The sequence below is a fragment of the Burkholderia sp. BKH01 genome, from assembly GCF_025685725.1.
GTDB classification, from domain to species: Bacteria; Pseudomonadota; Gammaproteobacteria; order Burkholderiales; family Burkholderiaceae; genus Burkholderia; species Burkholderia pyrrocinia_C.
In genome coordinates this window covers 114,940-139,327 of record NZ_JAOTQT010000016.1, presented here as the reverse complement: position 1 = coordinate 139,327, position 24,388 = coordinate 114,940, and the positions used below count along the sequence as shown (strand labels likewise).

Sequence of the window (24,388 nt, the reverse complement as noted above, 5' to 3'; positions counted from 1 at the left end):
GATGCGGGGCGGGCGCGCCTATGCGTAGGCGACCGAACGGTCGCGCCCGAGCCGCTTCGCGCGATAGAGCGCGGCGTCGGCCTCGTTGACGAGCACATCGCAGGTCGGCGCGCCCGTCTTCGCGCACGCGCCGCCGACGCTCGCCGTCACCGGCACGCTGACGCCTTCCGCATCGACCGGCACGCTGCCGATCGCATCGCGCACCTTGTCGGCCACCAGCATCGCCTCGTCGAGATTCGTGCACGGCAGCAGCAGCGCGAATTCCTCGCCGCCGAAACGGCCGAACGTATCCTGCGCACGCACGATCGACGCGACGCGACGGGCCGTCTCGCGCAACACGGCGTCGCCGGCCGCATGCCCGAAGCGGTCGTTGATCGTCTTGAAGTGGTCGAGGTCGAACAGCAGCACCGACATGTCGCCGCCGTAGCGCTGCCAGCGCGCGAATTCGTCGCCGAGCCGCGCCTCGAAGAAGCGCCGGTTCGCGATACCGGTCAGGCCGTCGCGATTCGCGTGTTCGCGCAGCTTCGCGACCGCTTCCTCGCGCTCGCGCTGCATCACGCTCACATGCGTGACGTCGGAGATCGTCACGCACACGGCCTCGACATCGCGGCCGCGCGTGAGCGGCATGAACGTGCAGTCCTGCTGCATGTAGTCGACGCCACCGGTAATCGGCCGGTCGTGCTCGAAGCGGAACAGGTAGGGCCGCTGCTCCCACGAGCTGAACGCGAAGCTGCCGAGCTGGAACACGCTCTCGAGCTTGCGCGTCAACCACGCGCGCGGCAGGTCCGGAAAGCAGTCGAACAGGTTGCGGCCGATCACGTCGGCGGCCGGGATGCCGCTGTGGTCCTGCATGAAGCGATTCCACATCAGCACGCTCATCGAACGGTCGAGCACGAACAGGCCGAAGCCCACCCGCTCGATCACGAGGTCGCTCAGCGACGGCGCGGCGGCCGTCATAGCGCGGACAGCAACGCGTCGAGCGCGTCGCCCATCAGCCGGATCGAATCCTCGGCCATCAGCATCACGAAGTGGGCGCGGAACGCGTGATCCTCGAGCCCGAAGTTCACCTCGAGCAGCAGCGCGACGCTCCACGCGAGTTCGGGCGGCTGGAATACGTCGTCGAACGACACGTTCGAACCGAGCAGCCCCGGCGGAAAGAACACGGGCTTGCGGCCGAGCTCGTCGAGGATCGACGCGACGCATGCGCCCATCAGCACGTTCGCGACGTCGAACATCAGCTCGTCCGGCGTCGCCATCCCGCCGTACACGCCATCGCCGAACGTACGGTCGACGATCGTCATGAGCCGCGCGACGCCCGCGCTGCGGCACAGCACGATCGCCTCGCCCTTGATGTCGGAACGGAAGCCCTGGCGCACGGCGGTCACGTTGTCGTGAATGCCCGTCATCTCGCGCAGCGCGTCGCCCGCGTCGGCCGCTTTCACGACGCGCACGCGCGGCACCGACAGCTCGATGAAGCGCCCGAGCAGCAACGCAAGCCGCGAGGCGGCGCGGCCCATTGCAAGGTTGGCGATCTCCTGCAACGCGTCGCGTTGCTCCGCCGTGAACACCGATTCAGGCATACAACCCATACTCCTTGAGAATGGGCAGCAATGCCTCCGACGTCACGGGCTTGGCAACGAATGCGATCGCGCCCAATTCGCGCACGCGTGCTTGCGCCTGCGGCTGGATATCGGCGGATACCACGATCACGAACGTGTTCAGGTCTTCGTGGCGCAGTGTCTCCAGTACCTGATATCCGCTCAAGTCGGGCATCGTCAGGTCCAGAAACATCACGGAAGCTTTGCCGTCACGATAGAGCGCCAAGGCCTCGCGACCATTCGCTGCATACGCGACGTCAACGTCCCAGTCTCCCGGCAACGCCTTTGTCAGAAGTTTGCGAGCGAGCAGTGAATCGTCGGCAATTACAATCGGCAAAGGCATGGAGCGAAGCGGTATACGGAATGGTCTCTCTCGCGTTAACGACCGCGCGGCGCGCTTCTTGAGGCGCCATGCGTTCGGGCGCGGGCAACCGCCTTGCGGCCGTGCGCGGGCGCCGCGACGCAGGTGCGCGCGACGCACCGCGCGGCGAACGCCGGCGGGCGCATATATCTGTCATAGGGAAAGCAAGGCGCGATTCTCTGAGTAAACCGGAGGCGATGCAACTCGCCATATTCACCATTTCGAACAAAATCGATCCGATCGCGCGTCATTCCGAAAACAGCCGCGACCATTTTCGAGATAAGTACGCAAAATTTTTCCTTGTGTACGTTTGCGCTGCCGGATTCGTCGCGTTTTCAATCTGACGGTTTCCCCCTGTCTGAATCGACAGGATCGCGCGCGTACGGGCGGCGCGGCGGGCCGTCGCAACTCGTTTATGATGGCAGGCACTCCCGCCTCACCCGCTGCTTCGATGACGTCCGACCGGCCTGCCGACTCCCACGATCCCGCCTCCACTCCCGCCGACGACTGGCAGGATGACGGCACCTACGCGTCCGGTGCGCCCGAGCACGATTTCGCGGTCCGCCGCGTGACGCTGATCGTGCTGCTCGTCGCGGCGATCGTGCTGCCGTGCATCTACGTGGTGGTGATGGCGTACAACGACCTGAAGGCGCGCGAGGCCGCCGCGAGCGACGTGACGATGCGCACCGTGCGGGTCGCCGAAGAGCACGCGCTCAAGGTGTTCGACCTGAGCGAAACGCTCGATGCGCGCATCGTCGACCTCGTGCAGGACATGGACGACGCGACCGTGCGCAACAGGGAATCCGACATTCACGAAGCACTGAACACGATCGGCGGCGGCTACCCGCAGGTGGCCGCCGTGTCGATCTTCGGCGCGAGCGGAATGCTGCTCGCCAACAGCCTCTACTATCCGGCGCCCTATGCGTCGATCGCGAACCGCGACGACTTCGCCGGCATCCGCGACGGCAAGGTCATCGAACATATCTCGCGGCTGATGATGGGGCCGCTCAAGCTTGAGAACATTCCCGTGTTCAACACGGGCGTCGCGCGGCGCCATAGCGACGGTTCGTTCGCCGGGATGGTGTCGATCGCGCTGAAGTCGTCGTATTTCAACGCGTTCTACCGCGACCTGCTCGGCGGCGCGGCCACGCCGATGACGATGGCGCTCGCGCGCTCGGACGGCGCGGTGATCGCGTCGTATCCGCCGCCGCCGTCGCTCGCGCATACCGATCGCACGGCCACGTTCGGCGACGCGCGCAACGATCCGCGCGCGGGCGTCGTGCGCGTTCGCCACGACGGCGCGAGCGAGATCGTCGCGTACCGCCAGGTCGGAAGCTATCCCGTCTACGTGACCTGCGCTTACCGCACGTCGGCGATCTGGCATGAATGGTACGAACACCTGAGCGTGCTGTTCATCTCGATGTTCGCGCCGTCGATCGCGCTGTGGTCCGTGATCTGGCTGTCGCTCAAGCGGCTGAAGGCGGAAGAGGAGGCGTGGGACCGCTGGCAGGCGGAAGCATCGATGCGGCGCTCGATCGAATCGGCGTACCGGCAGTCGCGCAAGATGCAGGCGCTCGGCAACCTCGTCGGCAGCGTCGCGCACGACTTCAACAACCTGCTGATGATCATCTCGAGCAACGTGCAGATCGCGCGGCGGCGCGGCGTCCAGCATCTCGACAAGGAGCTCGGCGCGATCGAACGCGCGCTGAAGAACGGGCAGTCGCTCACGCGCCAGCTCCTCGGCGTCGCGCGCAAGCAGCCGCTGCACAACGAGACGATCGACGTCGGGCAATGGGTCGGCACGTGCCGCGAACTGCTGAAGACGTCGCTCGGTTCGAAATCGTCGCTGGTCGTCGCGATCGAGCCCGGCGTCTGGCCGATCCGCGTCGACGTCGCGGAGCTCGAGCTCGCGGTGATCAACCTCGCGGTCAACGCGCGCGACGCGATGGCGACCGGCGGCCGCTTCACGGTCGGCGCGCGCAACGTGACGCTGCGCCGCGAGGACGGCTTTCCGCTGACCGGCGATTTCGTGCAGATCTCGCTCGACGACACGGGCTCGGGCATGGCGCCCGACGTGCTCGCGCGCGCGTTCGAACCGCTGTTCACGACGAAGGCGCAGGGGATGGGGACGGGGCTCGGGCTGCCGCAGGTGTTCGCGTTCTGCGAACGCTCGGGCGGCCTCGCGACGATCGACAGCGCGGTCGGCGCCGGCACGTCGGTGCGCCTCTACCTGCCGCGCGCGCGCGCCGAGGACGTCGTGGCTCGGCCGCAGGCCGTCGTGCACGACACCAGCGCGCTCGCCGGGCTGCACGTGCTGCTCGTCGAGGACAACAGCGAAGTCGCGGCCGGCACCGAAGCGCTGCTTTCGCTGCTCGGGCACCGCGTGACCTATGCGCCCACCGCCGACGACGCGTTGCGCCTGATCGAAGGCGCGGCAGCGAACGACGCGTTCGACCTCGTGATTTCGGATATCCACATGCCCGGCCGCCTGAACGGCATCGACCTCGCCGAAGCGGTCGAGAAACGGCCGGGGAAGCTGCCCGTGATTCTCGTCACGGGTTACGCGGAGGAGCTCGACCGCACGCGCACCGTCAACGTCCGCGTACTGTCGAAGCCGTTCGACATCGCGCTGCTCGACGAGATCCTGCTGGGCATCCGGGAAGCGCGCGACGCGCGGCACACCGGCACGTAACCCGCGGCGTGCGGGCCGGCGCCGGCGTCGGCGGCATGAACGGCCGCGGCGTTCGGGCCGAAGTCGTCAGGCCGACTTCAGCAGGCGCACCCAGCCCGCGTAGCGATCGACGAAGCCCTGCAGGAACTTGCGGGTGTCCTCGCTGACGATCTGGCCCTGCTCGTCGATGCGCGCCGGGTCATGCTTGATGAACATCTCGGGCTGCCCGAGCGTCTTCACGTCGAGGTACGCGAGCACGTTGCGCAGGTGCTGCTGCGCGAGCGCCGTGCCCGTCGCGCCCGGCGACGTGCCGAGCACCGCGCCCGGCTTGCCCGACCACGAGTTGGAACCCCACGGGCGCGAGCCCCAGTCGAGCGCATTCTTCAGCACGCCCGGAATCGACCGGTTGTATTCGGGCGTGACGAACAGCAGCGCATCTGCGGCTTCGATCGACTGCTTGAAGCGCTTCGCGACTTCCGGGAAATCCGCGTCGTAGTCCTGGCTGTACAGCGGCAGTTCGCCGATCTCGACGAACTCGAACGAAAAATCGGCGGGGGCGAGCGAGATCAACGCGTGCGCGAGTGCGCGGTTCGACGAAGCGCGGCGCAGGCTGCCGACGACGACCGCAATACGATAGGACATGACGTTCTCCTTCCGGTGAGTGAGGAATCGGATCGATTGCTTCCGAACAGGCGACAAAGGTCTGTTTATAGGCAAGCCAGCCCGCGAACCGCCCCACGGGGCCGTCCGGCCGACTTTCCACAAGGTTTTCCACAGAAATTGTGGATAACTCGACCGTTATGTTCTGACGTTACAAACTGCCCGCCGCGCGGCGCCTTCGACGCGCGATACGGGTTTCGGCAAGCATAGCGCAGCGCGCCGGCCGGTTTCGTGAATTCGTGACGGAACATACGTTGCGGGCCGGCGCCGCGCCCAGTAAGCTGCTCGCACCGCGATGCGCCCGCCCTGTGGCGCAAGCGCGATCGCCTCGAGACACTGCTACCCAGACATGCCGTCCGCGTACGACGACCCCGTTTATCTCGCGCAACTGCGGCGCGACCTGTTGCGCTTCGCGCGACTCCAGCTCCGCGATGCCGACGCGGCCGAAGACGCCGTGCAGGAAGCGCTGACCGCCGCGTGGTCGCACGCGGGCGATTTTGCGGGGCTGTCGGCCCACAAGACCTGGGTGTTCGGCATCCTGCGCAACAAGCTGATCGACGTGCTGCGTGCGCGGCAGCGGACAGTGAGCCTGTCCGCGCTCGACGCCGAGCTCGACGGCGAATCCGTGCTCGATCGCGAGCTGTTCAAGGAAAACGGGCACTGGGCCGCGCATGCGAAGCCGCGGCCATGGCCGCGCCCCGAAACGCTGTTGCAGCAGCAGCAGTTCTGGGCGCTGTTCCAGGCCTGCCTCGATCACCTTCCGGAGCAGATCGGGCGCGTGTTCATGATGCGCGAATTCCTCGACGTCGAGATTATGGACATCTGCAGCGAATTGACGCTGACGACGAATCATTGCAGCGTGCTGCTGTATCGGGCTCGCACGCGCCTGCGAACCTGCCTGAGCGAAAAAGGACTGACGACCGAAGATGCTGCCGGGGAAATGTACTGACGTGACGCGACTGCTGTCGGATGCGCTGGACCGGCATCTGACCCTGCATGAGCGCTTGCAGGTGCGCGTGCACCTGCCGACCTGCAGTGGCTGCAGAGCCTATCGCGGGCAGATTGCACTGCTGCGGACGGCCGCGAAAGCGGCGGCGGGGCGGGAACCGGGCGACGACGACACGTCGTCCGGGGCAGGCTAGACCCAGCCCGCGTTGCCGCTATCGTCCGGGCGGTGGGGTGTGTGCTGCCCCGCGATCGCTCCGGCTTCGATTGCAGGCGTGCACGCCGGGATGATGCAATAAGAAAAATACGCCGGACAAGAATTATTCGAACAGCGCTTGCACCGATTCGGGCGGCCGGCCGATGGCCGCCTTCCCGCGATAAACGACGATCGGACGCTGCAGCAAAATGGGATGAGAGGCAATCGCCTCGTAGGCTTGCGCATCGGTCAGATCCGCACGTGCCAGATCCAGCGTCTTGAATGGCTCCTCTCCGTCGCGCAGCATGTCGCGAACCGGGCGGCCGAGCTGCCGATGCAGCGCTTCCAGTTCCTCGACCGTCGGCGGCGTCTTCAGGTATTCGACAACGTTCACCGGCGTGCCGGTCGTGTTCAGCGTTTCGACCAACGCAAGCGTCTCGCGCGACTTCGAGCACCGGGGGTTGTGATAGATCGTGATCATCATTCAGGTCTGGATGGGAGAGGGCTGTATTGTAGCCAGTCTGCATCGAGAGCTTCGACGCGGGCGGCAGTGGGGTAGCGGTGCGCGGATTCGATGCTTTGGAGAGGCTGGTTGGCGGGAAGGTGCCGCCAGCGACACGGTCTCGTGAAAGGTGCTGCATCGGGGACGGGCTTCAAAGGGCTGATGTGTTTACGCGCATAAATTCGTGCGGCGCGCTATCTCGCGGCAAGGGTAAGGATTCGCAAGCCAGCGCATCGTGATGGGTGTTTCGGATGGCAAGGTGCGCAAGCGATAGCTCGGTACGTCGATTGGTTTATGCGCATAAAGCCTGCGATTGCGCGACAGGGTACCGGGCGATTCATCGCGCCGACGAGCGTCGACAATCGCGGCACCGAAGCGATCGTCGCATCGATGTGATGCACTGTCCGGGCATCCTGGCTTGCCGAATTGATGCAGGGTCGGCACGTGATCGCTCGGCACTCGCCATCCATCGACCGCGGTTTATGCGCATAAACGTAGCGGCTCGGCATGGCGTGATGCCGATGCCCATAGGCTCAATGGCGCCCCTCCCGATCTGCATATCTGACCAGGGTGGATAAGATCACACCCTCGCTCACGAATGTCCCGCTGTCCTGCCGCACGCTTGGCCTCCCCGGTCGCTGCGGAGTTTATGCGCACAAACTCACCCGCTGCCAGCTACGACCAGCCACCACCATCAAGTGAAAGGGCAGCGCACTGCGATATCGCCCGCAACCCGCTGCGCGTGCCGACGGCTAGCGTCGCGATGACGCATTCATCGCGCGGTTCGTCGCCGTCCGCCGACATCAACCACGCCATCCGTTCACGCCACCGACCATCGCCGTGTCGTTTATGCGCATAAACCGATAGCCCGAATGGCTAACGCGTAGTTGTCGAACGACAATTTCATTGAAATATAAATATCGTCCTGTAGAATTCCAACGACCAAAATAGGAGTGAAAATTGGCCGCGGAAATCATTGCAGTCACTCAACAAAAAGGTGGTGTCGGCAAAAGCACGATTGCCATGCACCTCGGCGCCGCGTTCCATGAAAAAGGGAAGCGCATCCTCGTCATCGACGCAGACCGTCAAAACACACTGGTTCACTGGTCGAGTGCATCCGGCGACAGCGACACCGGTATTCCGTTTCCGGTCGTCAATCTTGCCGAAGCCGACGGCCAGATCCATCGCGAGATCAAGAAGTTCATCAACGACTACGACATCATCGTCGTGGACTGCCCGCCGTCGATCACCGAGAAGGTATCCGGCGTTGTCCTGCTGGCCGCATCGATTGCCGTGATCCCGACTTCATCGTCGCCGGCCGATTACTGGTCGAGCGTCGGGCTGGTCAAACTGATCCAGCAGGCGCAGGTCATGAACGAAGACCTCCGCGCGGTATTCCTGCTGAACAAGACCGAAGAGAAGCGCATGCTGACCCGCGAGCTCAAGCGCGCGCTCGAGGAACTCGGCTTCCCGTTGCTGAAGACGCAGATCCCGACGCGGGAAGCGTACAAGCAGGCGATGGCGCTCGGTCAGACCGTGCTGCAGATGAACGATCGCGGCGGCAAGCTGGCCGCCGCTGAAATTCGCGCATGTGCCGACGAAATCGTCGCCATGCTGCCCTGACTTTATGCGCATAAAGGAGTCACATGAAACCTTCCCAATTTGCAAAAGGATTCCAAGCGCGCCCGGATATCACGACGAGCGAAAAGCGCACGGCGCTCGACCGGCTCAATGCGATTGACGGCATCGTCAAGTCCGAGACGCCCGCTGCGGCACCGACCAAATCCGCGAAGAAAGACATCGCACCGCTGCCCGTTCCGGAGCTCACGCTCGATCCGTCGATCGACGAATCGCCGCAATATCGCGCGTGGCGTCTCGAGAACCGCTATGCCCCCGGGCAGGTGATCGAGCTGTCGCTGAAGGCGATCAAACATAGCCCGTTCAACCCGCGGCACTTCTATCTGAAGTCGTCGATTGCCGAACTTGCGGTCAACCTCGCGAAGCAGGGGCAGCAGCAGGCGATCCACGTGATTCCGGATTACGACAATCCGGGCACGTATTTCGTCAGCGACGGCGGCCGTCGCGTGCGCGCGCTGAAGGAAGCAAACAAGGAATCGGTGAAGGCGATCGTGATCGACGTGCCGATCGGTATCCAGAGCTACAAGCTCGGCTACGACCTGAACGTCCAGCGCGATTCGCAGACGGTATTCGACAACGCCGTCGTGTGGCGCCGCTTCCTCGACGACAAGCATTTCCAGAGCCAGAAGGAGCTCTCCGAGCATCTCGGCCTCGACGAGTCGACGGTGGCAGTCGCGCTGTCGATCGGCAAGTTGCCGGAAGCCATCATGCAGGAAATGGTCGCGCGTCCCGATCGCTTCGGTTCGAACATGGCGTATCAGGTCGGCCGATATCACAATGCGCGCGGCACCGAGGCCACGCTGCGGCTGATCAACAAGATCGTGTCGGACGATCTCAGCACGCGCCAGGTGTCGGACATCGTCAAGGGCCGCGTCGCTGCGCAGGAGACGCCGAAGGCCGCGGGCCGTCAGCGCTACGCGCAGCGTCTCGAGATCAAGCTCGGCGGCAAGTCGGTCGGCGACCTGAAGTCGTATGGCGAAGACCGCATCGAATTGCGCCTGCGCGGCCTCCCGAAGGACAAGCGCGACGCGATCCTCGAGCAACTCGAGCGGATGCTGTTGTCGGAGTGATGGAAGCGGCCGGCAGGGCCCGGTGAGGACGCCGGGCTCGCCCGGCTGAGCGGGAGGCCGGCGGCGGCCCGTCAGCGGGCCTCAGGCGGCCCGCGACTGGTTCAGCGTGAACGACAGCAGGTCGCCGTCCGTCGGCTCGCCCCAGGTCTTCTGGGCCAGCCAGTCGAAAAAGGCCGTTTCGGCCAGCTTGGAATCGAGGCCGCGCTTGCGCCAGTCGTCACGCAAATGCGTGCCCATCGTCGGCAGCGCCTCCGACTCGAACGACTCGCGCGCCACTTCGCGCTCGGCGTCACCCTGCTCCTCGTACAGCACCTTCGCTTCCTTGCGGCGGAACGCAGAGAATTCGCTCAGCAGGCGTGCCTTCAGGTCATCCGGCTGCGCCGCTGCAACCTTCGCGGACGGCGTGCCGGCAGGCAGCGCGTCGACCGACTCGACCGGCGGCGCATAACCCTTCTTCAGCGCATCCTTGAACAGCGCCGGCGCGCTGCGCACCGGCGGCAGCGTCGTGCTGCGCATCCGCTGCTCGGTCATCTGCAGTGCGGCGCGAATCCGGTTCTCTTCGCTGTCCGCGTAGAGCGTCTGCGCTTCCTTCAGCGGGATCCCGAGTTTCACCATCCGGTCGACCAGCGTGCTGTCGAACACGTTCGGGTGTTCGTCGAGCGCCAGCATCGGCTGCTTGCGCTCGGTCACGCGGAACTGGATCTCCGCGACCCGGCGCCCTTCACGATGCTCGATCAGCTCGACGAAGATGTTGGTGACCGCGTTGACTTCCGCGATCGCAGGACGCAGATAGTCGCGTTTGAAGTACTTGTACTCGCGCTTCGCCTCGTCGCCGGCTTCGGTGTCGGGCGTGCCCGACAGGATCGGCCGCCACCATTCCCACGGCTCGCGCATCGTCAGGTGGCTCGGGTTCGTCAGATAGCGCACGCAGATTTCGTACAGCGCGAGACCGGCGCTGCTGCGCAGCTGGCTCTGGAACTGCAGGCTCAGGCGGGCATACTGGACCGGGTCGAGCAGCTTCTTCTTGATCTTCGGCGCGAACGAGAATTCGACCCACACGCGGCGGGTCGCCGGATCCTCGAGAATTTCCGCGTCGGCGATCAGCGTCGAGATCCCCCACTTGCGGCCCGGTTTCTGGCTCGACGTCCCCGTGCTCCATTCGACCTGCACCGACACCATGCGGCGCAGGTGTTCCTTCACCAGTGCGGTGTCGTTCGAATCGAAGGCGGAGTTGGCGACGATATCCGACAGCAGCGCGCGATACGTATCGCCCGAGTCGTCGGCCTGCTGCGCCACGGCCAGCAGGACGTTGAACAGCTTGCGGGTCAGGAGCGTGATCTTGCCGCTCTTCGGCTGAATTGCGATCGCCTCGACGGCCTTGCGCAATTCGGCTGAACTGGCACTCACCACATCCACATCGGTTTTCTTGGCGCGCTTCGTCGTGGCCATACGTCGGGTCGGAGGAGAAGTTTTCCGGAAGGATAGCGCCTGCGGTGATGTGCGTCCAGAACGACATGCTCACCATAGCCGGTGAAGCGTGCGTGCAAAACGGCACTCACCCCAACCGCTCCCGAAAACGCTCACCGGTCCGGAATTGCGGCGTTCCGGACTCGTCCAGACGTGCTGCGGGATGCGCCGATTCACAGAATTTCACCTGTGCATGACACGTGCGAAACTCGCTCCCGTATCGGCTCACCTTTCAATTTGTCGTAATTTTGCGACTGCACGACCGCGAGTTCGCCACAGCGTCGCGATCGCACCTCACGGTGCGCCTCCGATCGCGCCGCATCGGGCTGTATGCATGTACAGGCGCGGTTCACCGGGAGATCGCAATCGGGTCCGGCATCCGGAAAGATGCCTTCGAAACCGGCCCGCGCCGCCCGATCGGGCCTGCTTTGCCGGCCCGGGCGCGCATTGTACAGCGCACAAACCGCGTCGGGTCCCGAAAATGCTCACCTTGAGCACAGTTTGTTCTTTCGGTCGGATCCCACCGAATCCCCGGCACGCGCGGGATTGACCGCCAGGGCCTCCCGAAAACGCTCACCTCAGTGGAAAAATGCGGCACGCCAACGGGCACGGGAATGGCTCCCGAAAAACCTCACCGTAACTGTCGCGGTATCAAAATTCCCAATGCCTTCCGATACTTATGCACAGAATGGATTTGGCTGTGCCCGTTGGACATCCCCCGAAAAACCTCACCTTTCGACGGAAATCCTTCATACGACAACCGTATGTCGGCTCCCGAAAAACCTCACCTGTGCCAAAAAGGGGCACAGCAAAAACGATGTTTCTTCCAGTCCTGGCGCGGTTTTCGGCGAATCCGACCGCTCGCAGGTCCTGAAAAGCCTCACCTTTGACCATTTTTCGAGCAAAAGCCGTTCCCGAAAATGCTCACCTGTGACCGCGATCACTGCCTGTGATCCATGCCCCGAAAAAGCTCACCTTAGCGTGATCGGGGCAGGAAAACCCGGATTCCCCTCCCGAAAAGCCTCACCTTTAGTGCATCACAGGCCCCGGAGAGCACTTTTGCTGTGCAAAATGGCGTTCGGTTCCCGGAAATCCTCACACCAAATTCCCGTGGAGTCCCGTGAAACCTCACCTTTCGCAAAAACTGCCTAAAAGATGGGCAGAATCGGGGCGCGAAGAAGGTCCCGCAAATTCTCACCTATGTCTGCACAGGCAGAAAACTGTGCAGCCCGGCACAGCGCGGGTTCTGTGGCTGTGAGGCCCCGAAAACCCTCACCTTTGGGAAATCTCGTGTTTCACTGTGATCCCGAATCCGCTCACGACCTTTCCTGCAACGGCTCACGCAGCTCCCTGAACCCCATCACGTCAGCTCCCGCAGAAGATCACCTTGGCTCCCGTAAAACTTCACCTTGTCGGCCGGAAAGCCTTGCTACATAAGGATGTGCCGTGGCGTTAACGTTTTTAACTAAGGGTTCAAGGGTGTTTACTTCTAATACTCTCAAGACATTCGCTGACGAGTTTTCCACAGAGACCCCTAACCCTGAACACCCACCGGGAATCGGATCGGCCGTCATGTGAAACAAATGCCGATTTTCGGGGTCTGCTGGAAAATGCTTGCATTACAAAGACTTGGCGGACTTTCCTCGCTTTGTTTCACGGAATTCCGGACCACATTCGTCCGGATAAGCTCACAGACCCGATTTCTGTGCAAAGCGACGTAAATTCGCAACGTCGACCTGGAAAAGGTATCGATAGATACGTATTTCGTTATGATTGCGACATCTCAATGTCTGTGAGCTCTGCCATGACCCTGGACGAAATGCGCCAAGTCATTCGGGACGAACTGGAATCGCTGCGTGCAAGCGGTGCGCGGCGCCAGGAATTGTCATTGCATGCGTGCAAGCGCCTGTTCTTCGATCTCGGCATCCGGCCGTCGGCCGCCAACGTCCGCGATCTCACCCAAACCGGCAGCGCCAGCGACATCCCGAAAGACATCGATCATTTCTGGGAGCGCATCCGTTCTGCATCCAAGATCAGGCTCGACGGTGCGGCAATTCCGAAGGCCGTCGAGGAAAAGGCCGGTGCGCTGCTCGGCGCACTCTATGAAGAAGCGTTGAAAGCGGCACGCGACAGTCTCGATGGCGACCGCGAACAGGTTCGCGCCGGCATTGCCGACGCCGAACAGCGGTTGCGCGACGCAACCGTCCGCCATGAGACGCTCGAAAGCGCGCTCGCGCGCGGCGAAGCCCGGAACGAGCAATTGCAGGCGCGCGTGACCGAACTCGAGGTTCAGCTCGTATCACAGACGACGCACGGTTCGGCAAGCGAAGCGACGTTGCTCACCACAGTCGCCCGACTGGAGAAGGAATTGACCGCCTCAGCCGGCCGCGTCGACGCGGAACAGGCGCAAAACGCGGTGCTGCGCGATCGCATCGATGCGCTGCAAGCCGAACTGCAGCAGCGTACCGAGCACTACGCTCAGCAAATCAAGGACGCGGTGGCCGAAGCAGAACGCCGCGTCAAGCCGATGCTGGTCGAGCTCGACTCGCTGCGCAGCATGGCGTCGACCTACCAGAGCGGTTTGCGCGACGTCCAGCGCAAGGAATTCGATTTCCTTCAGCAATTGAGCTCGGCCAAGGCACGCGCCGACCGGCTCGAAGAACAGTTGCGCAGCCAGAGCGATGAGCTGGAACGTGCGACGCGTGACGCGAGTTCGTTGCGCGCGAGCCGCGGGATGAACCCGGAAATTGCGGCGCTGATCCGGCGCTTGGCCGATGCCGGGCAACTGGATGCGGAAGCGTTTGCCGTGATCGGTACGTCGCTGGATCAAGAGATTCCGGTACCGGCCCAGTGCCCGCGTTGCGACGGCGAACCGGAGCTGTCGCAGAGCGAGGAGGGTTTTGAAGTGGCGTGCCCGGAATGCGAGCACGCTTCGGGCGCATGGCCGTCCCGATTCGAAGCGATCGCGCGTTTTGCGCACACCTGACCCGAAGATCGGCGGCACCTGCACAGGTGAGACGATCCGGGACGCTTGAGGTGAGGTTTTTCGGGAGCTGTGAAACGGTGAGGCTGCGCCGCGCAAGGCTGCTCACGGATCGTGTCGCGTGAGCAGCCGTTTCCGGATCAGTGAGTTTCGTCGCTGTCGGACGCGTCACCGTCACCGTCACCGTTGCTGTCGGTCAGGCCATCGCGCCAGTTTTTCCATGCACGATGCAGGCGGTTCGACGAGATCGGTCGCATGAAGCCCAGCCATTTGCCGACCCGTTCGGGCGGCACGTCGTTTTCGAACAGTTCGGCCGCGTAGGTATTGCGCAGCGTTTGCGGGCTCGCGCGCGCGGTGCGCGACGACGTGAGCCCGGCTGATTCGACGATCGCATCGATCGCGCGCAGCATCGTCGCCTTGTGCATCGGCCGCCCGGCATGCGACGCAGGGAACACGAGCTCGCCCGGAATTTCCTGGCGCTTGCGCTCCGTGAGCCACGCTTCGAGCAGCGCGATCGCGAACGACGCCAGATGGGTTTCGCGCGCGTAAGCCGGGTGCGCTGACTGGATCTGCAGCGACGTTCCGCTCGTATTGACGCAACTAATCGTAAGTGAACGCGCTTCGCCGGTTTTAATGCCGGCGCCGAGAAACGCGGCGACGAGCGCGCGATCGCGCCGCTCCTTCCAGTACGCGGAACCGGATACGCCGATCGGCGAAAACAGATACGCGAGCAACGTTGCGCGTTCGGCCGGTGTCAGGAAACCGGTCGGCTCGTTGTCGCGTGCCTTGCGCCAGTTCGCTTCGCCATCCTGAGCAATGAAACGGGCCGGGTTGGTCGATGCATACTCGGTGCGCCGGATGTGGTCGAGCACACGCTCGATCAGCCTCAGATAGCGCAATCGCTGGGTTTTCCGGATCGGCAATTCGCCGACGAAGTTCGCGATCGTTGCCGTATCGACCGTTGCCAGATTCTTCTGATGCGCGCGCATCCACGTGAGAAACGCGCCCCATTGCGTGCGATAGACGTCGGCCGACGAGCGGCGATAGTCCTGCATGGCTAGCCACGCATCGAATGCGGCTTCGGGCGATACGATCCAGTCGGATGCGCCGCGGTCGAACAGATCCTTCTCTTCCGGGCGTGCCGGAGTGTCGGGAGAGGCGGGAAGGGACATGTTATTTATTCCGTTAGTTGCGTATATCGTAGCCCTTTTCGCAACGTCTCGGGCAGCTAAAGGCTGGACAGGCCGCCATGCGCGGCGGCCCGGGTCGGCAGTCAGTCGCCCCACGCCTTGGACGGACGGTGAGCGCGCGCGGGGGGGGCCGTGTCGTGCGACGTTGCCGCCGCTTCGTATGCGAGAACCGCGAACGAAAAGACGGCGGGCAGCGCATTCGAGCGCCCGAAGTCGATCGGATCGTCCGTTTCGGGAAACGTCATGTCCGACGGCCGTTCGAACAGTTGACGCATGCCGGCGTCGTGCCGGCTGGCAAAGCCGAGATCGGCAAGCGCCTCGGCTTCGATCGCGTGCAGCAGGCGCCACGTCAGCGGGACGCGCTGGCGGATGTAGCGCCCGGCAATATGGCGAACGATCAGCTCGAGATCGTGCGCGGCGGCCTTGAAGCTGAGTGCGGCCAAATCTTGTTCTTCTGTCATCGCAGGCTCCTGTCGACCGGGGCGGGCGCCTCCGTGCGCCGGCTCCGGCCCATGCATGGCGGAATGTTCGTATACTGTACAAACATACAGTATTTTCCGCAACAGGCCCTTTGGCCAGCTATACGCGCCGTCAGCGATGTATCACGATCAGCAGTGCCCGCGCTTCGGCCTTGCCGGGATTGCGGATCGCGTGCGGCTCGTCGGCCGGGTAGCGTGCGGTGTCGCCGGCCTTCAGGCGCCGGCTGGCCGCCGCGGCTTCGATTTCCATCGCGCCCTGCAGCACGGTGAGGTGTTCGCGCGTGCCGGGTTCGTGCGCGTTCGATACCAGTGCGCCGCCGCCCGGCAGCGTCAGCTCGTACCACTCGAACTTGCCGGCGAGATCGATCGGGCCCCACACACGCAACTGGTACCGGCCGTCGTGCCCGGCGAGCGTCGGAATGTCGTGCGGGCCGTCTACACGGATCGTCTCTGGCGCCTTCGGCTGCGAGAACAGCTCGTCGAGCGTGATGCCGAGCGCGTTGGTCAGCCGCCAGGCGACGGCGATCGTCGGGTTGGCCTTGTCGCGCTCGATCTCGGAGAGCATCGATTTCGATACGCCGGCCGCGCGCGACAGGTCGTCGAGCGTCAGCTTGCGCTCGTTGCGCAGCCGCTGGATCTGCTCGCCGACCCGCGGCGGCGTGGCGGCCGGCGGCTGCGGTGCGGCGCCGGCAGGCGTGCGCCGCGATCCGGAGGAACTTGCCATTTGAATTCCGTTCGCTTAGAGTTGTTCGGTATTTCGAATTCTAGTTCGGAATATTGGATAAATGCGGTCAACCGAACGACCGACTATAACAGTAGCAGGCCGTTGCGCCGCCGCCACGAGCGACGCGCCGCGGAATGCGAATCCCTGTCAGGAGCTTTGCGATGCGTGATGCCTTTCTCGCCCAGGTGCGCGGGACGCTCGACCAGATCCGCGCGGACGGTTTTTACAAGACCGAGCGCGAGATCGCGAGCCCCCAGGCGGCGGCCGTGCGGCTCGCCGGCGGTGCCGGCGTGCTCAATTTCTGCGCGAACAACTATCTGGGTCTGGCGAACGATCCGCGCCTGATCGACGCGGCGAAGGCCGGCCTCGACCAGGACGGTTTCGGCATGGCATCGGTGCGCTTCATCTGCGGCACGCAAACCGTGCACAAGCAACTGGAAAGCGCGCTGGCCGCGTTTCTCGGCACCGAGGACAGCATCCTCTATTCGAGCTGCTTCGATGCGAACGGCGGGCTGTTCGAGACGCTGCTCGACGAGAACGACGCGGTGATCAGCGACGAGCTGAACCATGCGAGCATCATCGACGGCATCCGCCTGTGCAAGGCGAAGCGCTTCCGCTACCGGAACAACGACCTGTCCGACCTCGAGGCGAAGCTCAAGGAGGCCGATGCGGCGGGCGCGCGCCACAAGCTGATCGCGACCGACGGCGTGTTCTCGATGGACGGCATCATCGCCGACCTGAAAGGCATCTGCGATCTCGCCGATCGTTACGGTGCGCTCGTGATGGTCGACGATTCGCACGCGGTCGGCTTCATCGGCGCGCACGGCCGCGGCACGCCCGAGCATTGCGGCGTCGAAGGCCGGGTCGACATCATCACGGGCACGCTCGGCAAGGCGCTCGGCGGCGCATCGGGCGGCTATGTCGCCGCGCGCCGCGAGGTCGTCGAACTGCTGCGCCAGCGCTCGCGCCCGTATCTGTTCTCGAACACGCTCACGCCGAGCATCGCCGCGGCATCGCTGAAGGTGCTCGAACTGCTCGGCAGCGACGAAGGCGCGAAGCTGCGCGAGCGCGTGCGCGAGAACGGCGCGCGTTTTCGCGAGCAGATGACCGAAGCGGGCTTCACGCTCGTGTCCGGCGCGCATCCGATCATCCCGGTGATGCTCGGAGACGCACAGCTCGCCACGAACATGGCCGACCAGCTGCTCGGCGAAGGCGTCTACGTGATCGGCTTCTCGTTCCCCGTCGTGCCGCGCGGTCGCGCACGCATCCGCACGCAGATGAGCGCCGCGCACACGCCCGAACAGATCGACCAGGCGGTCGCCGCGTTCGTGCGCGTCGGCAAGTCGCTCGGCATCGTCTGACGGAGGCGCGACCATGAAAGCACTGGCAAAGCTCGAGCGCGGCCCCGGCCTCACGCTCACGCGTGTGAAGCGTCCCGAAGTCGGCCACAACGACGTGCTGATCAAGATTCGCCGCACGGCGATCTGCGGCACCGACATCCATATCTGGAAGTGGGACGACTGGGCGCAGAAGACGATTCCCGTGCCGATGCACGTCGGTCACGAATATGTCGGCGAGATCGTCGAGATGGGACAGGAAGTGCGCGGCTTCGCGATCGGCGATCGCGTGTCCGGCGAAGGCCACATCACGTGCGGTTTTTGCCGCAACTGTCGCGCGGGGCGCCGGCATCTGTGCCGCAACACGGTCGGCGTCGGCGTGAACCGCGAAGGCGCGTTCGCCGAGTATCTGGCGATTCCGGCGTTCAACGCGTTCAAGATCCCGCCCGAGATCTCCGACGATCTCGCGTCGATCTTCGATCCGTTCGGCAACGCGACGCACACGGCACTGTCGTTCAACCTCGTCGGCGAAGACGTGCTGATCACCGGCGCGGGCCCGATCGGCATCATGGCCGTCGCGATCGCGAAGCACGTCGGCGCGCGCAACGTCGTCATCACCGACATCAACGACTACCGGCTGGAACTCGCGCGCAAGATGGGCGCGACGCGCGCGGTCAACGTCGCTCGCGAGTCGCTGCGCGACGTGATGGCCGACCTGCACATGACCGAAGGCTTCGACGTCGGTCTCGAGATGTCGGGCGTGCCGAGCGCGTTCACGAGCATGCTCGAGGCGATGAATCACGGCGGCAAGGTCGCGCTGCTCGGCATCCCGCCCGCGCAGACGGCGATCGACTGGAACCAGGTGATCTTCAAGGGGCTCGAGATCAAGGGCATCTACGGCCGCGAGATGTTCGAGACCTGGTACAAGATGGTCGCGATGCTGCAGAGCGGTCTCGACCTGTCGCCGATCATCACGCATCGCTTCAAGGCCGACGATTACGAGCAAGGCTTCGCCGCGATGCTGTCCGGCGAAAGCGGCAAGGTGATTCTCGACTGGACGGCCTGAGTGCCGAAGGGGCAGCGCGACTTGTTTGTCGCGTAGCCCCGCTTTCGTTTACACGTGCGTCGTCGAAGTCGGAATGCGCGAATCCGGGCTTGAGGTGAGATTATTCGGGAGCTGTGTTTGCGCGTCGAATCGCGACGCGATCGCGTATCGGTGACTCGCAATCGCACGTTCACTTCACCTGTCAGCCCCCGCCGAGCTTCACCCCATCGCGCCATTCGGCGCCTGTTCTTCCTGTTCCGCACGCTTCACTGCTCGCTTGTCGGTCGATCGCTCGCTACGCACCACATGCGATGCCGTGCCGAACCGGGACGTCAACCGTGAGTCGGTGAACCTCGTTACGACTCACTCATACACACGGCAATCTGCATCGACCGGTGCGCTGCCCGCTACTTGCTCTGTTCACCCTTCAACCATTGCGGTTCGAGCTGGAGATTCAACACGACGAGCCAGCGCTTCGGGCACTGCGGGGCAACGTCGATCGGATCGTCGTGCGTGCCGGAAACCGTGACGAACCCGTGCTGCACCGCGTAACGACAGGCGCGCAGCGCATCGGCTTGCAGCCAGAAGCTGACGAGCGCGCAAGTCACGAAACGGAACAGTAGCAACGTCGCGGCTTCGGGCGCGAAACCGGCCGCGACGAGCAGGCCTTCGAACGCGAATGTCAGCGCATGCGCGGCCGCGATCGTGACGATCGTCAGCTTCATCACACCGCGCAGCCGCAGCGCCGCACGCACGCGTGCTTGCCGGACGGCGCGCTGCGCGCGATCGTCATCGCTATCGTGCTTCGGCACATCGTGTTTCATGACGCCGCACCGGCTTGCCGCGCAACGTCGATCTGCGCCGTGTCGCAGGCACGCATGCGGTTGTCCGCGACGCTGACGGATTTGCACAGGATCGCGCTGTCGTAGTTGTGTCCCGGGAAGCGCATCACGTCGACCGGTTGAAACCCTTCGCGACGATAGAAATCGATGAGCCGGACCGCCGCATACGGCGCGTCGAGCGCGAGGTGCGTCGCGCCGCGCGCGGCCGCCCGCCGTTGCGCGAACGCGAGCAGCGAGCGGCCGATGCCGCGTTCCTGCCAGATGGGATCGACGGCCAACTGGCCGAGTGTCGCGACGCGCCGGCTGCGATACGGATCGCAGCGTGAATCGGGGTCATGCGAACGCATCGTTATCGTCGCGACCAGATGCGCATTGCCGAGCGCGACGAAGCACTCGCCGGTGAGCACGCGTTCGCGTGTCGCCGATGCCGGCTGGTCGACGCACGGGCAGTTGAAGCCCAGCGCGCCGAGCGGCGCGAACGCGCGATGCAGCAGTGCGGTCAGCGCGTCGTACGAATCGCTGCGCGGATCGAAGCGCCGCACGACGACGCGGCCGTCGAGCCGCTTGGCATAAGCCGCATAGGCGCGCGCGGGGCGCGCGGATTCCGGTCGCTGCATGATGTCCTTTCGCCCAGACAGGGTGACCGAAGTGTAGTGAGCGTCACGCATCCGCTTCAAGAAAAAATGTCGTAAACGCGGCGGGCCGCATCGCACGGCGGCTGTGTGGCCAGGCCGCGATTCAGCCCTTTCGCCGACATGGCCATTTCACACAGGAGTTGACGAGGGAGAACGATCGTTCTACCGTAAACGCATGAACACACGACACGACACTTCCGGCGAACCGGGCGTTCGCGACCGGCTGCTCGATGCGGCCGAAGCGCTGATCTATTCGGGCGGCATCCACGCAACGGGTGTCGATGCGATCGTGAAACGATCCGGCGCGGCACGAAAGAGCTTTTATTCGCAGTTCGAATCGAAAGAGGCGCTGGTGGTCGCGGCGCTCGAGCGCCGCGACGAGCGCTGGATGCGCTGGTTCGTCGATGCAACCCATGCACGCGGCAACGCGCCGCGCGCGCAGTTGCTCGGCATGTTCGACGTGCTGCGCGACTGGTTCGGGCAGCACGACTTTCATGGCTGCGCTTTCCTGAACGCGTCGGGCGAGACTCCCGACGCCGACGATCCCGTGCGCGTCGTCGCGCGTATGCACAAGGCGCGCCTGCTGGCATTCGTGCGCGAGCGGTTCGATGCGTATGCCGACGCAACGGGAATCGAGCGTCGCGGGCTCGCGCGCCTTGCGCGCCAGTGGCTCGTGCTGATCGACGGCGCGATCGGCGTGGCGCTCGTCAGCGGCGATGCCAACGCCGCGCGCGATGCACGCGCGACAGCCGAACTGCTGCTCGACACCGTTTCGCGGTAGTCGATGCAGCGAATCCGAACCGGCCGCGGTCGTCCGCGGCCAGAACCCTGAACAGGAGCAACCCATGTCCGCTTCCCCCGAAGTCCGTCAACCCGTTCCGCCCTTTACGCTCGAAACGGCGCGCCAGAAGGTGCGCGCCGCCGAGGACGGGTGGAACACGCGCGATCCGCACCGCGTGTCGCTCGCCTATACGCCGCAAAGCCGATGGCGCAATCGCGCGGAATTCGTGACCGGCCGCGACGAGATCGTCGGGCTGCTGCAGCGGAAATGGGCGCGCGAGCTCGACTATCGTTTGATCAAGGAGCTGTGGGCGTTCGGAGGCAATCGCATCGCGGTGCGCTTTGCGTACGAATGGCATGACGATGCAGGCAACTGGTTCCGTTCGTACGGCAACGAGAACTGGGAGTTCGACGAAAACGGGCTGATGGCGCATCGTTACGCGTGCATCAACGACCTGCCGATTCGCGAGGCGGACCGTCTCTATCACTGGCCGCTCGGCCGCCGTCCGGACGATCATCCGGGGCTGTCCGATCTCGGGCTGTGACGTGCTCGCCGCGCCAGTTCAGCGGCTCGGCGAACGCATCGGCCGTGCTCGATGGTGAGGAAATTCGGGAGTTGATGCGCTAAAGGTGAGATTTTTCGGGACCGGGTGAAATGTCGCGTCAGGCGGTGTGCTTCGCGCAGATCGACGTGGCATCGCGCCGGGTGAGGCGGCCATGTCACGTCGATATCGCGTCATGCGCGTATCGATGTGCAACGGTGTGCTTCATCATGCGATGCAACTCACTGATCGGACCGGTTCGACGATATCGAGTCATGCACGTATCGACGCGCAACGGTGTGCTTCACCATGAGATGCATCTCACCGATCGAGTCGGTTCGGCAGTGCGTTGGCGATCGGTGTGCGTGAACATGATGTGCAACTCACCGATCGGATCAATTTCAACGAAAGACACTGCAAGCAGTGCGCGTTGCAGTGTGTCGTTGCTCACCGCTCGACTTCACCACGCACGCATCGGAACCCGCACAGGTGCGCAGCCGCATCGCGTGTCGCTCACCGCCGGTCGATTCGTGAAGCCGCTACCCGGCGCGATCGCTCGCGCCGGGCCTGGCTGTCAGCCTGCGATCCGTGCGGCGATCGCCTCGCCTACTTCCTGCGTGCCCGCGCTGCCGCCGAGATCGCGCGTATGCGGCCCTGCGCGCAGCACCTCCTCGGTCGCGGCGACGATCGCATCGTGTGCTTCGCGTTCGCGGCCCGCGCCGTTGCCGAGGAAGTCGAGCATCATCGCCGCCGACCAGATCATCGCGACCGGATTCGCGATGTACTGCCCCGCGATGTCGGGCGCGGAGCCGTGCACGGGTTCGAACAGCGACGGAAACGTGCGGTCGGGGTTGAGGTTCGCCGACGGTGCGATGCCGATCGTGCCCGTACAGGCCGGCCCGAGATCCGACAGGATGTCGCCGAACAGGTTCGACGCGACGACGACGTCGAAGCGGTCCGGCTGCAGCACGAAGCGCGCGCACAGGATGTCGATGTGCTGCTTGTCGACGACGATTTCGGGATAGCGTTCGGCCATCTCGGCCGCGCGCGCGTCCCACCACGGCATGCTGATCGCGATGCCGTTGCTCTTCGTCGCGACGGTGAGGCGCTTCGCGCGCCGCTGCGCGAGCTCGAACGCGAATTTCAGCACGCGCTCGGTGCCGTGACGCGTGAAGATCGACTGCTGCATCACGACTTCGCGGTCGGTGCCTTCGAACATCGTGCCGCCGACCGACGAATATTCGCCCTCGGTGTTCTCGCGCACGATCATGAAATCGATGTCGCCCGGGCGGCGGCCGGCGAGCGGCGACGGCACGCCGTCGAACAGGCGCGCGGGCCGCAGGTTGATGTACTGGTCGAACTCGCGGCGGAATTTCAGCAGCGAGCCCCACAGCGAAATGTGATCGGGCACCGTTGCGGGCCAGCCGACCGCGCCGAACAGGATCGCGTCCATGCCCGACAGCTGCGCCTTCCAGTCGTCCGGCATCATCTGGCCGTGCTGCGCGTAGTAGTCGCAGCTCGCCCAGTCGATCTGCACGAAGTCGAAGCGGATGCCGAAGCGCGCGGTCACGGCGTCGAGCGCGCGCAGGCCCTCGGGCATCACTTCACGGCCGATGCCGTCGCCGGGGATCACGGCAATTCTGTAGGTCCTGTCGGTCATGCAAAGCTCCTTGGCTGGTCGGCCTGCTGCCGGGGATGCAGTGGCACGTCACGCCATTTTATTTATTTCCATTCGGATTAAAATCGCATGAAAGGTTAATCGACTTTCCACGAATCGTGAATAAATCACCGAACCTCGACGATCTGCGCGTGTTCAGCCTGGTCGTCCGCCTGACGAGCTTCAGCGCGGCCGCCGAGCAGCTCGCGGTGTCGCCCGCCTATGTCAGCAAGCGCATTGCGCTGCTCGAGGCGCAACTCGGCACGCGCCTGCTGCACCGCTCGACGCGCCGCGTGACGGTCACGGAAGCCGGCGAACGCGTGTTCGCGCGCGCCGAGAAGATCCTTGACGACGTCGATCATCTCGTCGAGGACGTGTCGACGACGCGTACGGTGCCGCGCGGCACGCTGCGCATTTCGAGCAGCTTCGGCTTCGGCCGGCACGTCGTCGCGCCGGCGCTGCTCGACTTCTCCGCACGCTATCCGCAACTGAACGTGCGGCTCGATCTGTTCGACCGGCTCGTCGACGTCGCGGGCGAAGGCTACGACCTCGACGTGCGCATCGGCGACGAGATCTCCGATCACCTGATCGCGCGCCGCCTCGCCGCGAACTACCGTGTGCTGTGCGCGTCGCCCGACTATCTCGCACGACGCGGCACGCCGCGTTCGCTCGCGGATCTCGCGTCGCACGACTGTCTCGCGATCAAGGAGCGCGATCACCCGTTCGGCGTCTGGCGGCTGAACGTGCGTGGAGAAACGGCCACGGTGAAGGTTGGCGGCGCACTGTCGACGAACCACGGCGAGGTGGCCGTGCAATGGGCGCTGGCCGGGCGCGGGATCGTGTTGCGCTCGATCTGGGAAGCCGGGCCGCTGATCGAACGCGGCGCGTTATGCCGCGTGCTGCCGGACGCGATCCAGCCCGCGAACATCTGGGCGGTTTATCCGGAACGCGTCGCGGCGTCGGCGAAAGTGCGCGTGTGCGTGGATTTTCTGGCGGAGACGCTGGCCGGCCTGAATGCCGCGGCGGGTGACGATATGGCCTGAGGCCGGCCAAAGGTGAGCTTTTA

Annotated in this window: 24 protein-coding genes; 12 read left to right on the top strand and 12 right to left on the bottom strand. The window is 64.4% G+C overall.

Going from position 1 to position 24,388, the window contains the following annotated elements; genetic code table 11:
* Nucleotides 1-18: 18 nt before the first annotated feature.
* Genes OEJ37_RS22640 through OEJ37_RS22630 form a run of 3 tightly spaced genes read right to left on the bottom strand, consistent with a single transcriptional unit; the run spans nt 19 to nt 1,941 of the window.
* Nucleotides 19-957 carry a GGDEF domain-containing protein gene (locus tag OEJ37_RS22640; RefSeq protein WP_174419606.1) on the bottom strand — a complete coding sequence of 313 codons (939 nt, stop codon included), beginning with the start codon at nt 955-957 and terminating at the stop codon, nt 19-21.
* Entirely contained in the window at nt 954-1,580 is a 627-nt protein-coding gene (locus tag OEJ37_RS22635; RefSeq protein ID WP_174419607.1) for a chemotaxis protein CheC, read from the bottom strand. Before OEJ37_RS22635 ends, OEJ37_RS22640 begins: the two co-directional genes overlap by 4 nt.
* Nucleotides 1,573-1,941, bottom strand: coding sequence for a response regulator (locus OEJ37_RS22630; protein ID WP_174419608.1), 369 nt, complete (start codon nt 1,939-1,941; stop codon nt 1,573-1,575). Before OEJ37_RS22630 ends, OEJ37_RS22635 begins: the two co-directional genes overlap by 8 nt.
* 68 nt (nt 1,942-2,009) lie before the next feature.
* Here OEJ37_RS22630 and OEJ37_RS22625 point away from each other — a divergent pair, with 68 nt between their 5' ends.
* Both OEJ37_RS22625 and OEJ37_RS22620 read left to right on the top strand, forming a co-directional pair.
* Nucleotides 2,010-2,303 carry a hypothetical protein gene (locus OEJ37_RS22625; RefSeq protein ID WP_174419551.1) on the top strand — a complete coding sequence of 98 codons (294 nt, stop codon included), beginning with the start codon at nt 2,010-2,012 and terminating at the stop codon, nt 2,301-2,303.
* Between the two features lie 107 nt (nt 2,304-2,410).
* Nucleotides 2,411-4,651, top strand: a complete 2,241-nt coding sequence (locus OEJ37_RS22620; RefSeq protein WP_175942862.1) for a hybrid sensor histidine kinase/response regulator — start codon at nt 2,411-2,413, stop codon at nt 4,649-4,651.
* Between the two features lie 66 nt (nt 4,652-4,717).
* On the opposite strand, the gene OEJ37_RS22615 is transcribed toward OEJ37_RS22620, so the two are convergent.
* Nucleotides 4,718-5,272, bottom strand: a complete 555-nt coding sequence (locus tag OEJ37_RS22615; protein ID WP_174419610.1) for an NADPH-dependent FMN reductase — start codon at nt 5,270-5,272, stop codon at nt 4,718-4,720.
* Between the two features lie 367 nt (nt 5,273-5,639).
* On the opposite strand from OEJ37_RS22615, the gene OEJ37_RS22610 reads away from it, so the two are divergent.
* Together OEJ37_RS22610 and OEJ37_RS22605 are read left to right on the top strand one after the other, a co-directional pair.
* Nucleotides 5,640-6,239 carry an RNA polymerase factor sigma-70 gene (locus tag OEJ37_RS22610; protein ID WP_263345756.1) on the top strand — a complete coding sequence of 200 codons (600 nt, stop codon included), beginning with the start codon at nt 5,640-5,642 and terminating at the stop codon, nt 6,237-6,239.
* Nucleotides 6,217-6,432: a zf-HC2 domain-containing protein gene (locus OEJ37_RS22605; RefSeq protein WP_034181509.1), complete on the top strand. Its 216-nt coding sequence runs from the start codon at nt 6,217-6,219 to the stop codon at nt 6,430-6,432. Before OEJ37_RS22610 ends, OEJ37_RS22605 begins: the two co-directional genes overlap by 23 nt.
* Before the next feature lie 123 nt (nt 6,433-6,555).
* Here OEJ37_RS22605 and arsC read toward each other — a convergent pair whose 3' ends face one another.
* The gene (gene arsC / locus OEJ37_RS22600; protein ID WP_263345752.1) at nt 6,556-6,915 is read right to left on the bottom strand and encodes an arsenate reductase (glutaredoxin); all 360 of its coding nucleotides are present in this window, start codon (nt 6,913-6,915) and stop codon (nt 6,556-6,558) included.
* A 978-nt stretch (nt 6,916-7,893) separates the two neighbouring features.
* Between arsC and parA the strand changes: the two genes are divergently transcribed.
* Together parA and OEJ37_RS22590 are read left to right on the top strand one after the other, a co-directional pair.
* A complete protein-coding gene (parA, locus tag OEJ37_RS22595) occupies nt 7,894-8,556 on the top strand; it encodes a ParA family partition ATPase (protein ID WP_034181507.1) in 663 nt (220 codons plus the stop codon).
* A 23-nt stretch (nt 8,557-8,579) separates the two neighbouring features.
* A complete protein-coding gene (locus tag OEJ37_RS22590) occupies nt 8,580-9,641 on the top strand; it encodes a ParB/RepB/Spo0J family partition protein (protein ID WP_175942857.1) in 1,062 nt (353 codons plus the stop codon).
* A gap of 81 nt (nt 9,642-9,722) precedes the next feature.
* On the opposite strand, the gene OEJ37_RS22585 is transcribed toward OEJ37_RS22590, so the two are convergent.
* On the bottom strand, nt 9,723-11,090 hold the full coding sequence (locus tag OEJ37_RS22585) for a replication initiation protein (protein WP_072444964.1): 1,368 nt from the start codon (nt 11,088-11,090) through the stop codon (nt 9,723-9,725).
* A gap of 1,822 nt (nt 11,091-12,912) precedes the next feature.
* On the opposite strand from OEJ37_RS22585, the gene OEJ37_RS22580 reads away from it, so the two are divergent.
* A complete protein-coding gene (locus OEJ37_RS22580; RefSeq protein ID WP_175943152.1) occupies nt 12,913-14,094 on the top strand; it encodes a DNA-binding protein in 1,182 nt (393 codons plus the stop codon).
* Between the two features lie 137 nt (nt 14,095-14,231).
* Here OEJ37_RS22580 and OEJ37_RS22575 read toward each other — a convergent pair whose 3' ends face one another.
* The 3 genes from OEJ37_RS22575 to OEJ37_RS22565 all read right to left on the bottom strand — a co-directional run bounded on the left by OEJ37_RS22575 (nt 14,232) and on the right by OEJ37_RS22565 (nt 16,484).
* Nucleotides 14,232-15,263 carry a tyrosine-type recombinase/integrase gene (locus OEJ37_RS22575; RefSeq protein WP_175917218.1) on the bottom strand — a complete coding sequence of 344 codons (1,032 nt, stop codon included), beginning with the start codon at nt 15,261-15,263 and terminating at the stop codon, nt 14,232-14,234.
* A gap of 101 nt (nt 15,264-15,364) precedes the next feature.
* Nucleotides 15,365-15,742, bottom strand: a complete 378-nt coding sequence (locus OEJ37_RS22570; RefSeq protein ID WP_175917219.1) for a DUF2471 family protein — start codon at nt 15,740-15,742, stop codon at nt 15,365-15,367.
* Nucleotides 15,743-15,872: 130 nt separating this feature from the next.
* Nucleotides 15,873-16,484: a helix-turn-helix domain-containing protein gene (locus OEJ37_RS22565; RefSeq protein WP_047902095.1), complete on the bottom strand. Its 612-nt coding sequence runs from the start codon at nt 16,482-16,484 to the stop codon at nt 15,873-15,875.
* A 161-nt stretch (nt 16,485-16,645) separates the two neighbouring features.
* Between OEJ37_RS22565 and OEJ37_RS22560 the strand changes: the two genes are divergently transcribed.
* Together OEJ37_RS22560 and tdh are read left to right on the top strand one after the other, a co-directional pair.
* Nucleotides 16,646-17,845 (top strand): glycine C-acetyltransferase, encoded by a 1,200-nt coding sequence (locus OEJ37_RS22560; RefSeq protein WP_263345739.1) that lies wholly within the window; start codon nt 16,646-16,648, stop codon nt 17,843-17,845.
* Nucleotides 17,846-17,858: 13 nt separating this feature from the next.
* Complete coding sequence (gene tdh, locus OEJ37_RS22555) at nt 17,859-18,887, top strand: L-threonine 3-dehydrogenase (protein ID WP_096475501.1); 1,029 nt, start codon at nt 17,859-17,861, stop codon at nt 18,885-18,887.
* Nucleotides 18,888-19,273: 386 nt separating this feature from the next.
* On the opposite strand, the gene OEJ37_RS22550 is transcribed toward tdh, so the two are convergent.
* Both OEJ37_RS22550 and OEJ37_RS22545 read right to left on the bottom strand, forming a co-directional pair.
* On the bottom strand, nt 19,274-19,690 hold the full coding sequence (locus OEJ37_RS22550; protein WP_263345736.1) for a hypothetical protein: 417 nt from the start codon (nt 19,688-19,690) through the stop codon (nt 19,274-19,276).
* Complete coding sequence (locus OEJ37_RS22545) at nt 19,687-20,325, bottom strand: GNAT family N-acetyltransferase (protein WP_263345735.1); 639 nt, start codon at nt 20,323-20,325, stop codon at nt 19,687-19,689. Before OEJ37_RS22545 ends, OEJ37_RS22550 begins: the two co-directional genes overlap by 4 nt.
* Before the next feature lie 193 nt (nt 20,326-20,518).
* On the opposite strand from OEJ37_RS22545, the gene OEJ37_RS22540 reads away from it, so the two are divergent.
* Nucleotides 20,519-21,124 carry a TetR/AcrR family transcriptional regulator gene (locus tag OEJ37_RS22540; protein ID WP_263345732.1) on the top strand — a complete coding sequence of 202 codons (606 nt, stop codon included), beginning with the start codon at nt 20,519-20,521 and terminating at the stop codon, nt 21,122-21,124.
* A gap of 64 nt (nt 21,125-21,188) precedes the next feature.
* Nucleotides 21,189-21,668: a DUF1348 family protein gene (locus tag OEJ37_RS22535; protein ID WP_174419620.1), complete on the top strand. Its 480-nt coding sequence runs from the start codon at nt 21,189-21,191 to the stop codon at nt 21,666-21,668.
* Between the two features lie 571 nt (nt 21,669-22,239).
* On the opposite strand, the gene OEJ37_RS22530 is transcribed toward OEJ37_RS22535, so the two are convergent.
* A complete protein-coding gene (locus OEJ37_RS22530) occupies nt 22,240-23,325 on the bottom strand; it encodes a tartrate dehydrogenase (RefSeq protein ID WP_263345729.1) in 1,086 nt (361 codons plus the stop codon).
* Between the two features lie 116 nt (nt 23,326-23,441).
* Between OEJ37_RS22530 and OEJ37_RS22525 the strand changes: the two genes are divergently transcribed.
* Nucleotides 23,442-24,365: a LysR substrate-binding domain-containing protein gene (locus OEJ37_RS22525; RefSeq protein ID WP_175942847.1), complete on the top strand. Its 924-nt coding sequence runs from the start codon at nt 23,442-23,444 to the stop codon at nt 24,363-24,365.
* Nucleotides 24,366-24,388 lie beyond the last annotated feature (23 nt).

Bases quoted from the DNA above. Each gene is read 5' to 3' on its own strand.
- OEJ37_RS22640 (WP_174419606.1), bottom strand. From the start codon at position 957: ATGACGGCCGCCGCGCCGTCGCTGAGCGACCTCGTGATCGAGCGGGTG.
- OEJ37_RS22635 (WP_174419607.1), bottom strand. From the start codon at position 1,580: ATGCCTGAATCGGTGTTCACGGCGGAGCAACGCGACGCGTTGCAGGAG.
- OEJ37_RS22630 (WP_174419608.1), bottom strand. From the start codon at position 1,941: ATGCCTTTGCCGATTGTAATTGCCGACGATTCACTGCTCGCTCGCAAA.
- OEJ37_RS22625 (WP_174419551.1), top strand. From the start codon at position 2,010: ATGCGTTCGGGCGCGGGCAACCGCCTTGCGGCCGTGCGCGGGCGCCGC.
- OEJ37_RS22620 (WP_175942862.1), top strand. From the start codon at position 2,411: ATGACGTCCGACCGGCCTGCCGACTCCCACGATCCCGCCTCCACTCCC.
- OEJ37_RS22615 (WP_174419610.1), bottom strand. From the start codon at position 5,272: ATGTCCTATCGTATTGCGGTCGTCGTCGGCAGCCTGCGCCGCGCTTCG.
- OEJ37_RS22610 (WP_263345756.1), top strand. From the start codon at position 5,640: ATGCCGTCCGCGTACGACGACCCCGTTTATCTCGCGCAACTGCGGCGC.
- OEJ37_RS22605 (WP_034181509.1), top strand. From the start codon at position 6,217: ATGCTGCCGGGGAAATGTACTGACGTGACGCGACTGCTGTCGGATGCG.
- arsC (WP_263345752.1), bottom strand. From the start codon at position 6,915: ATGATGATCACGATCTATCACAACCCCCGGTGCTCGAAGTCGCGCGAG.
- OEJ37_RS22590 (WP_175942857.1), top strand. From the start codon at position 8,580: ATGAAACCTTCCCAATTTGCAAAAGGATTCCAAGCGCGCCCGGATATC.
- OEJ37_RS22585 (WP_072444964.1), bottom strand. From the start codon at position 11,090: ATGGCCACGACGAAGCGCGCCAAGAAAACCGATGTGGATGTGGTGAGT.
- OEJ37_RS22580 (WP_175943152.1), top strand. From the start codon at position 12,913: ATGACCCTGGACGAAATGCGCCAAGTCATTCGGGACGAACTGGAATCG.
- OEJ37_RS22575 (WP_175917218.1), bottom strand. From the start codon at position 15,263: ATGTCCCTTCCCGCCTCTCCCGACACTCCGGCACGCCCGGAAGAGAAG.
- OEJ37_RS22570 (WP_175917219.1), bottom strand. From the start codon at position 15,742: ATGACAGAAGAACAAGATTTGGCCGCACTCAGCTTCAAGGCCGCCGCG.
- OEJ37_RS22565 (WP_047902095.1), bottom strand. From the start codon at position 16,484: ATGGCAAGTTCCTCCGGATCGCGGCGCACGCCTGCCGGCGCCGCACCG.
- OEJ37_RS22560 (WP_263345739.1), top strand. From the start codon at position 16,646: ATGCGTGATGCCTTTCTCGCCCAGGTGCGCGGGACGCTCGACCAGATC.
- tdh (WP_096475501.1), top strand. From the start codon at position 17,859: ATGAAAGCACTGGCAAAGCTCGAGCGCGGCCCCGGCCTCACGCTCACG.
- OEJ37_RS22550 (WP_263345736.1), bottom strand. From the start codon at position 19,690: ATGAAACACGATGTGCCGAAGCACGATAGCGATGACGATCGCGCGCAG.
- OEJ37_RS22545 (WP_263345735.1), bottom strand. From the start codon at position 20,325: ATGCAGCGACCGGAATCCGCGCGCCCCGCGCGCGCCTATGCGGCTTAT.
- OEJ37_RS22540 (WP_263345732.1), top strand. From the start codon at position 20,519: ATGAACACACGACACGACACTTCCGGCGAACCGGGCGTTCGCGACCGG.
- OEJ37_RS22535 (WP_174419620.1), top strand. From the start codon at position 21,189: ATGTCCGCTTCCCCCGAAGTCCGTCAACCCGTTCCGCCCTTTACGCTC.
- OEJ37_RS22530 (WP_263345729.1), bottom strand. From the start codon at position 23,325: ATGACCGACAGGACCTACAGAATTGCCGTGATCCCCGGCGACGGCATC.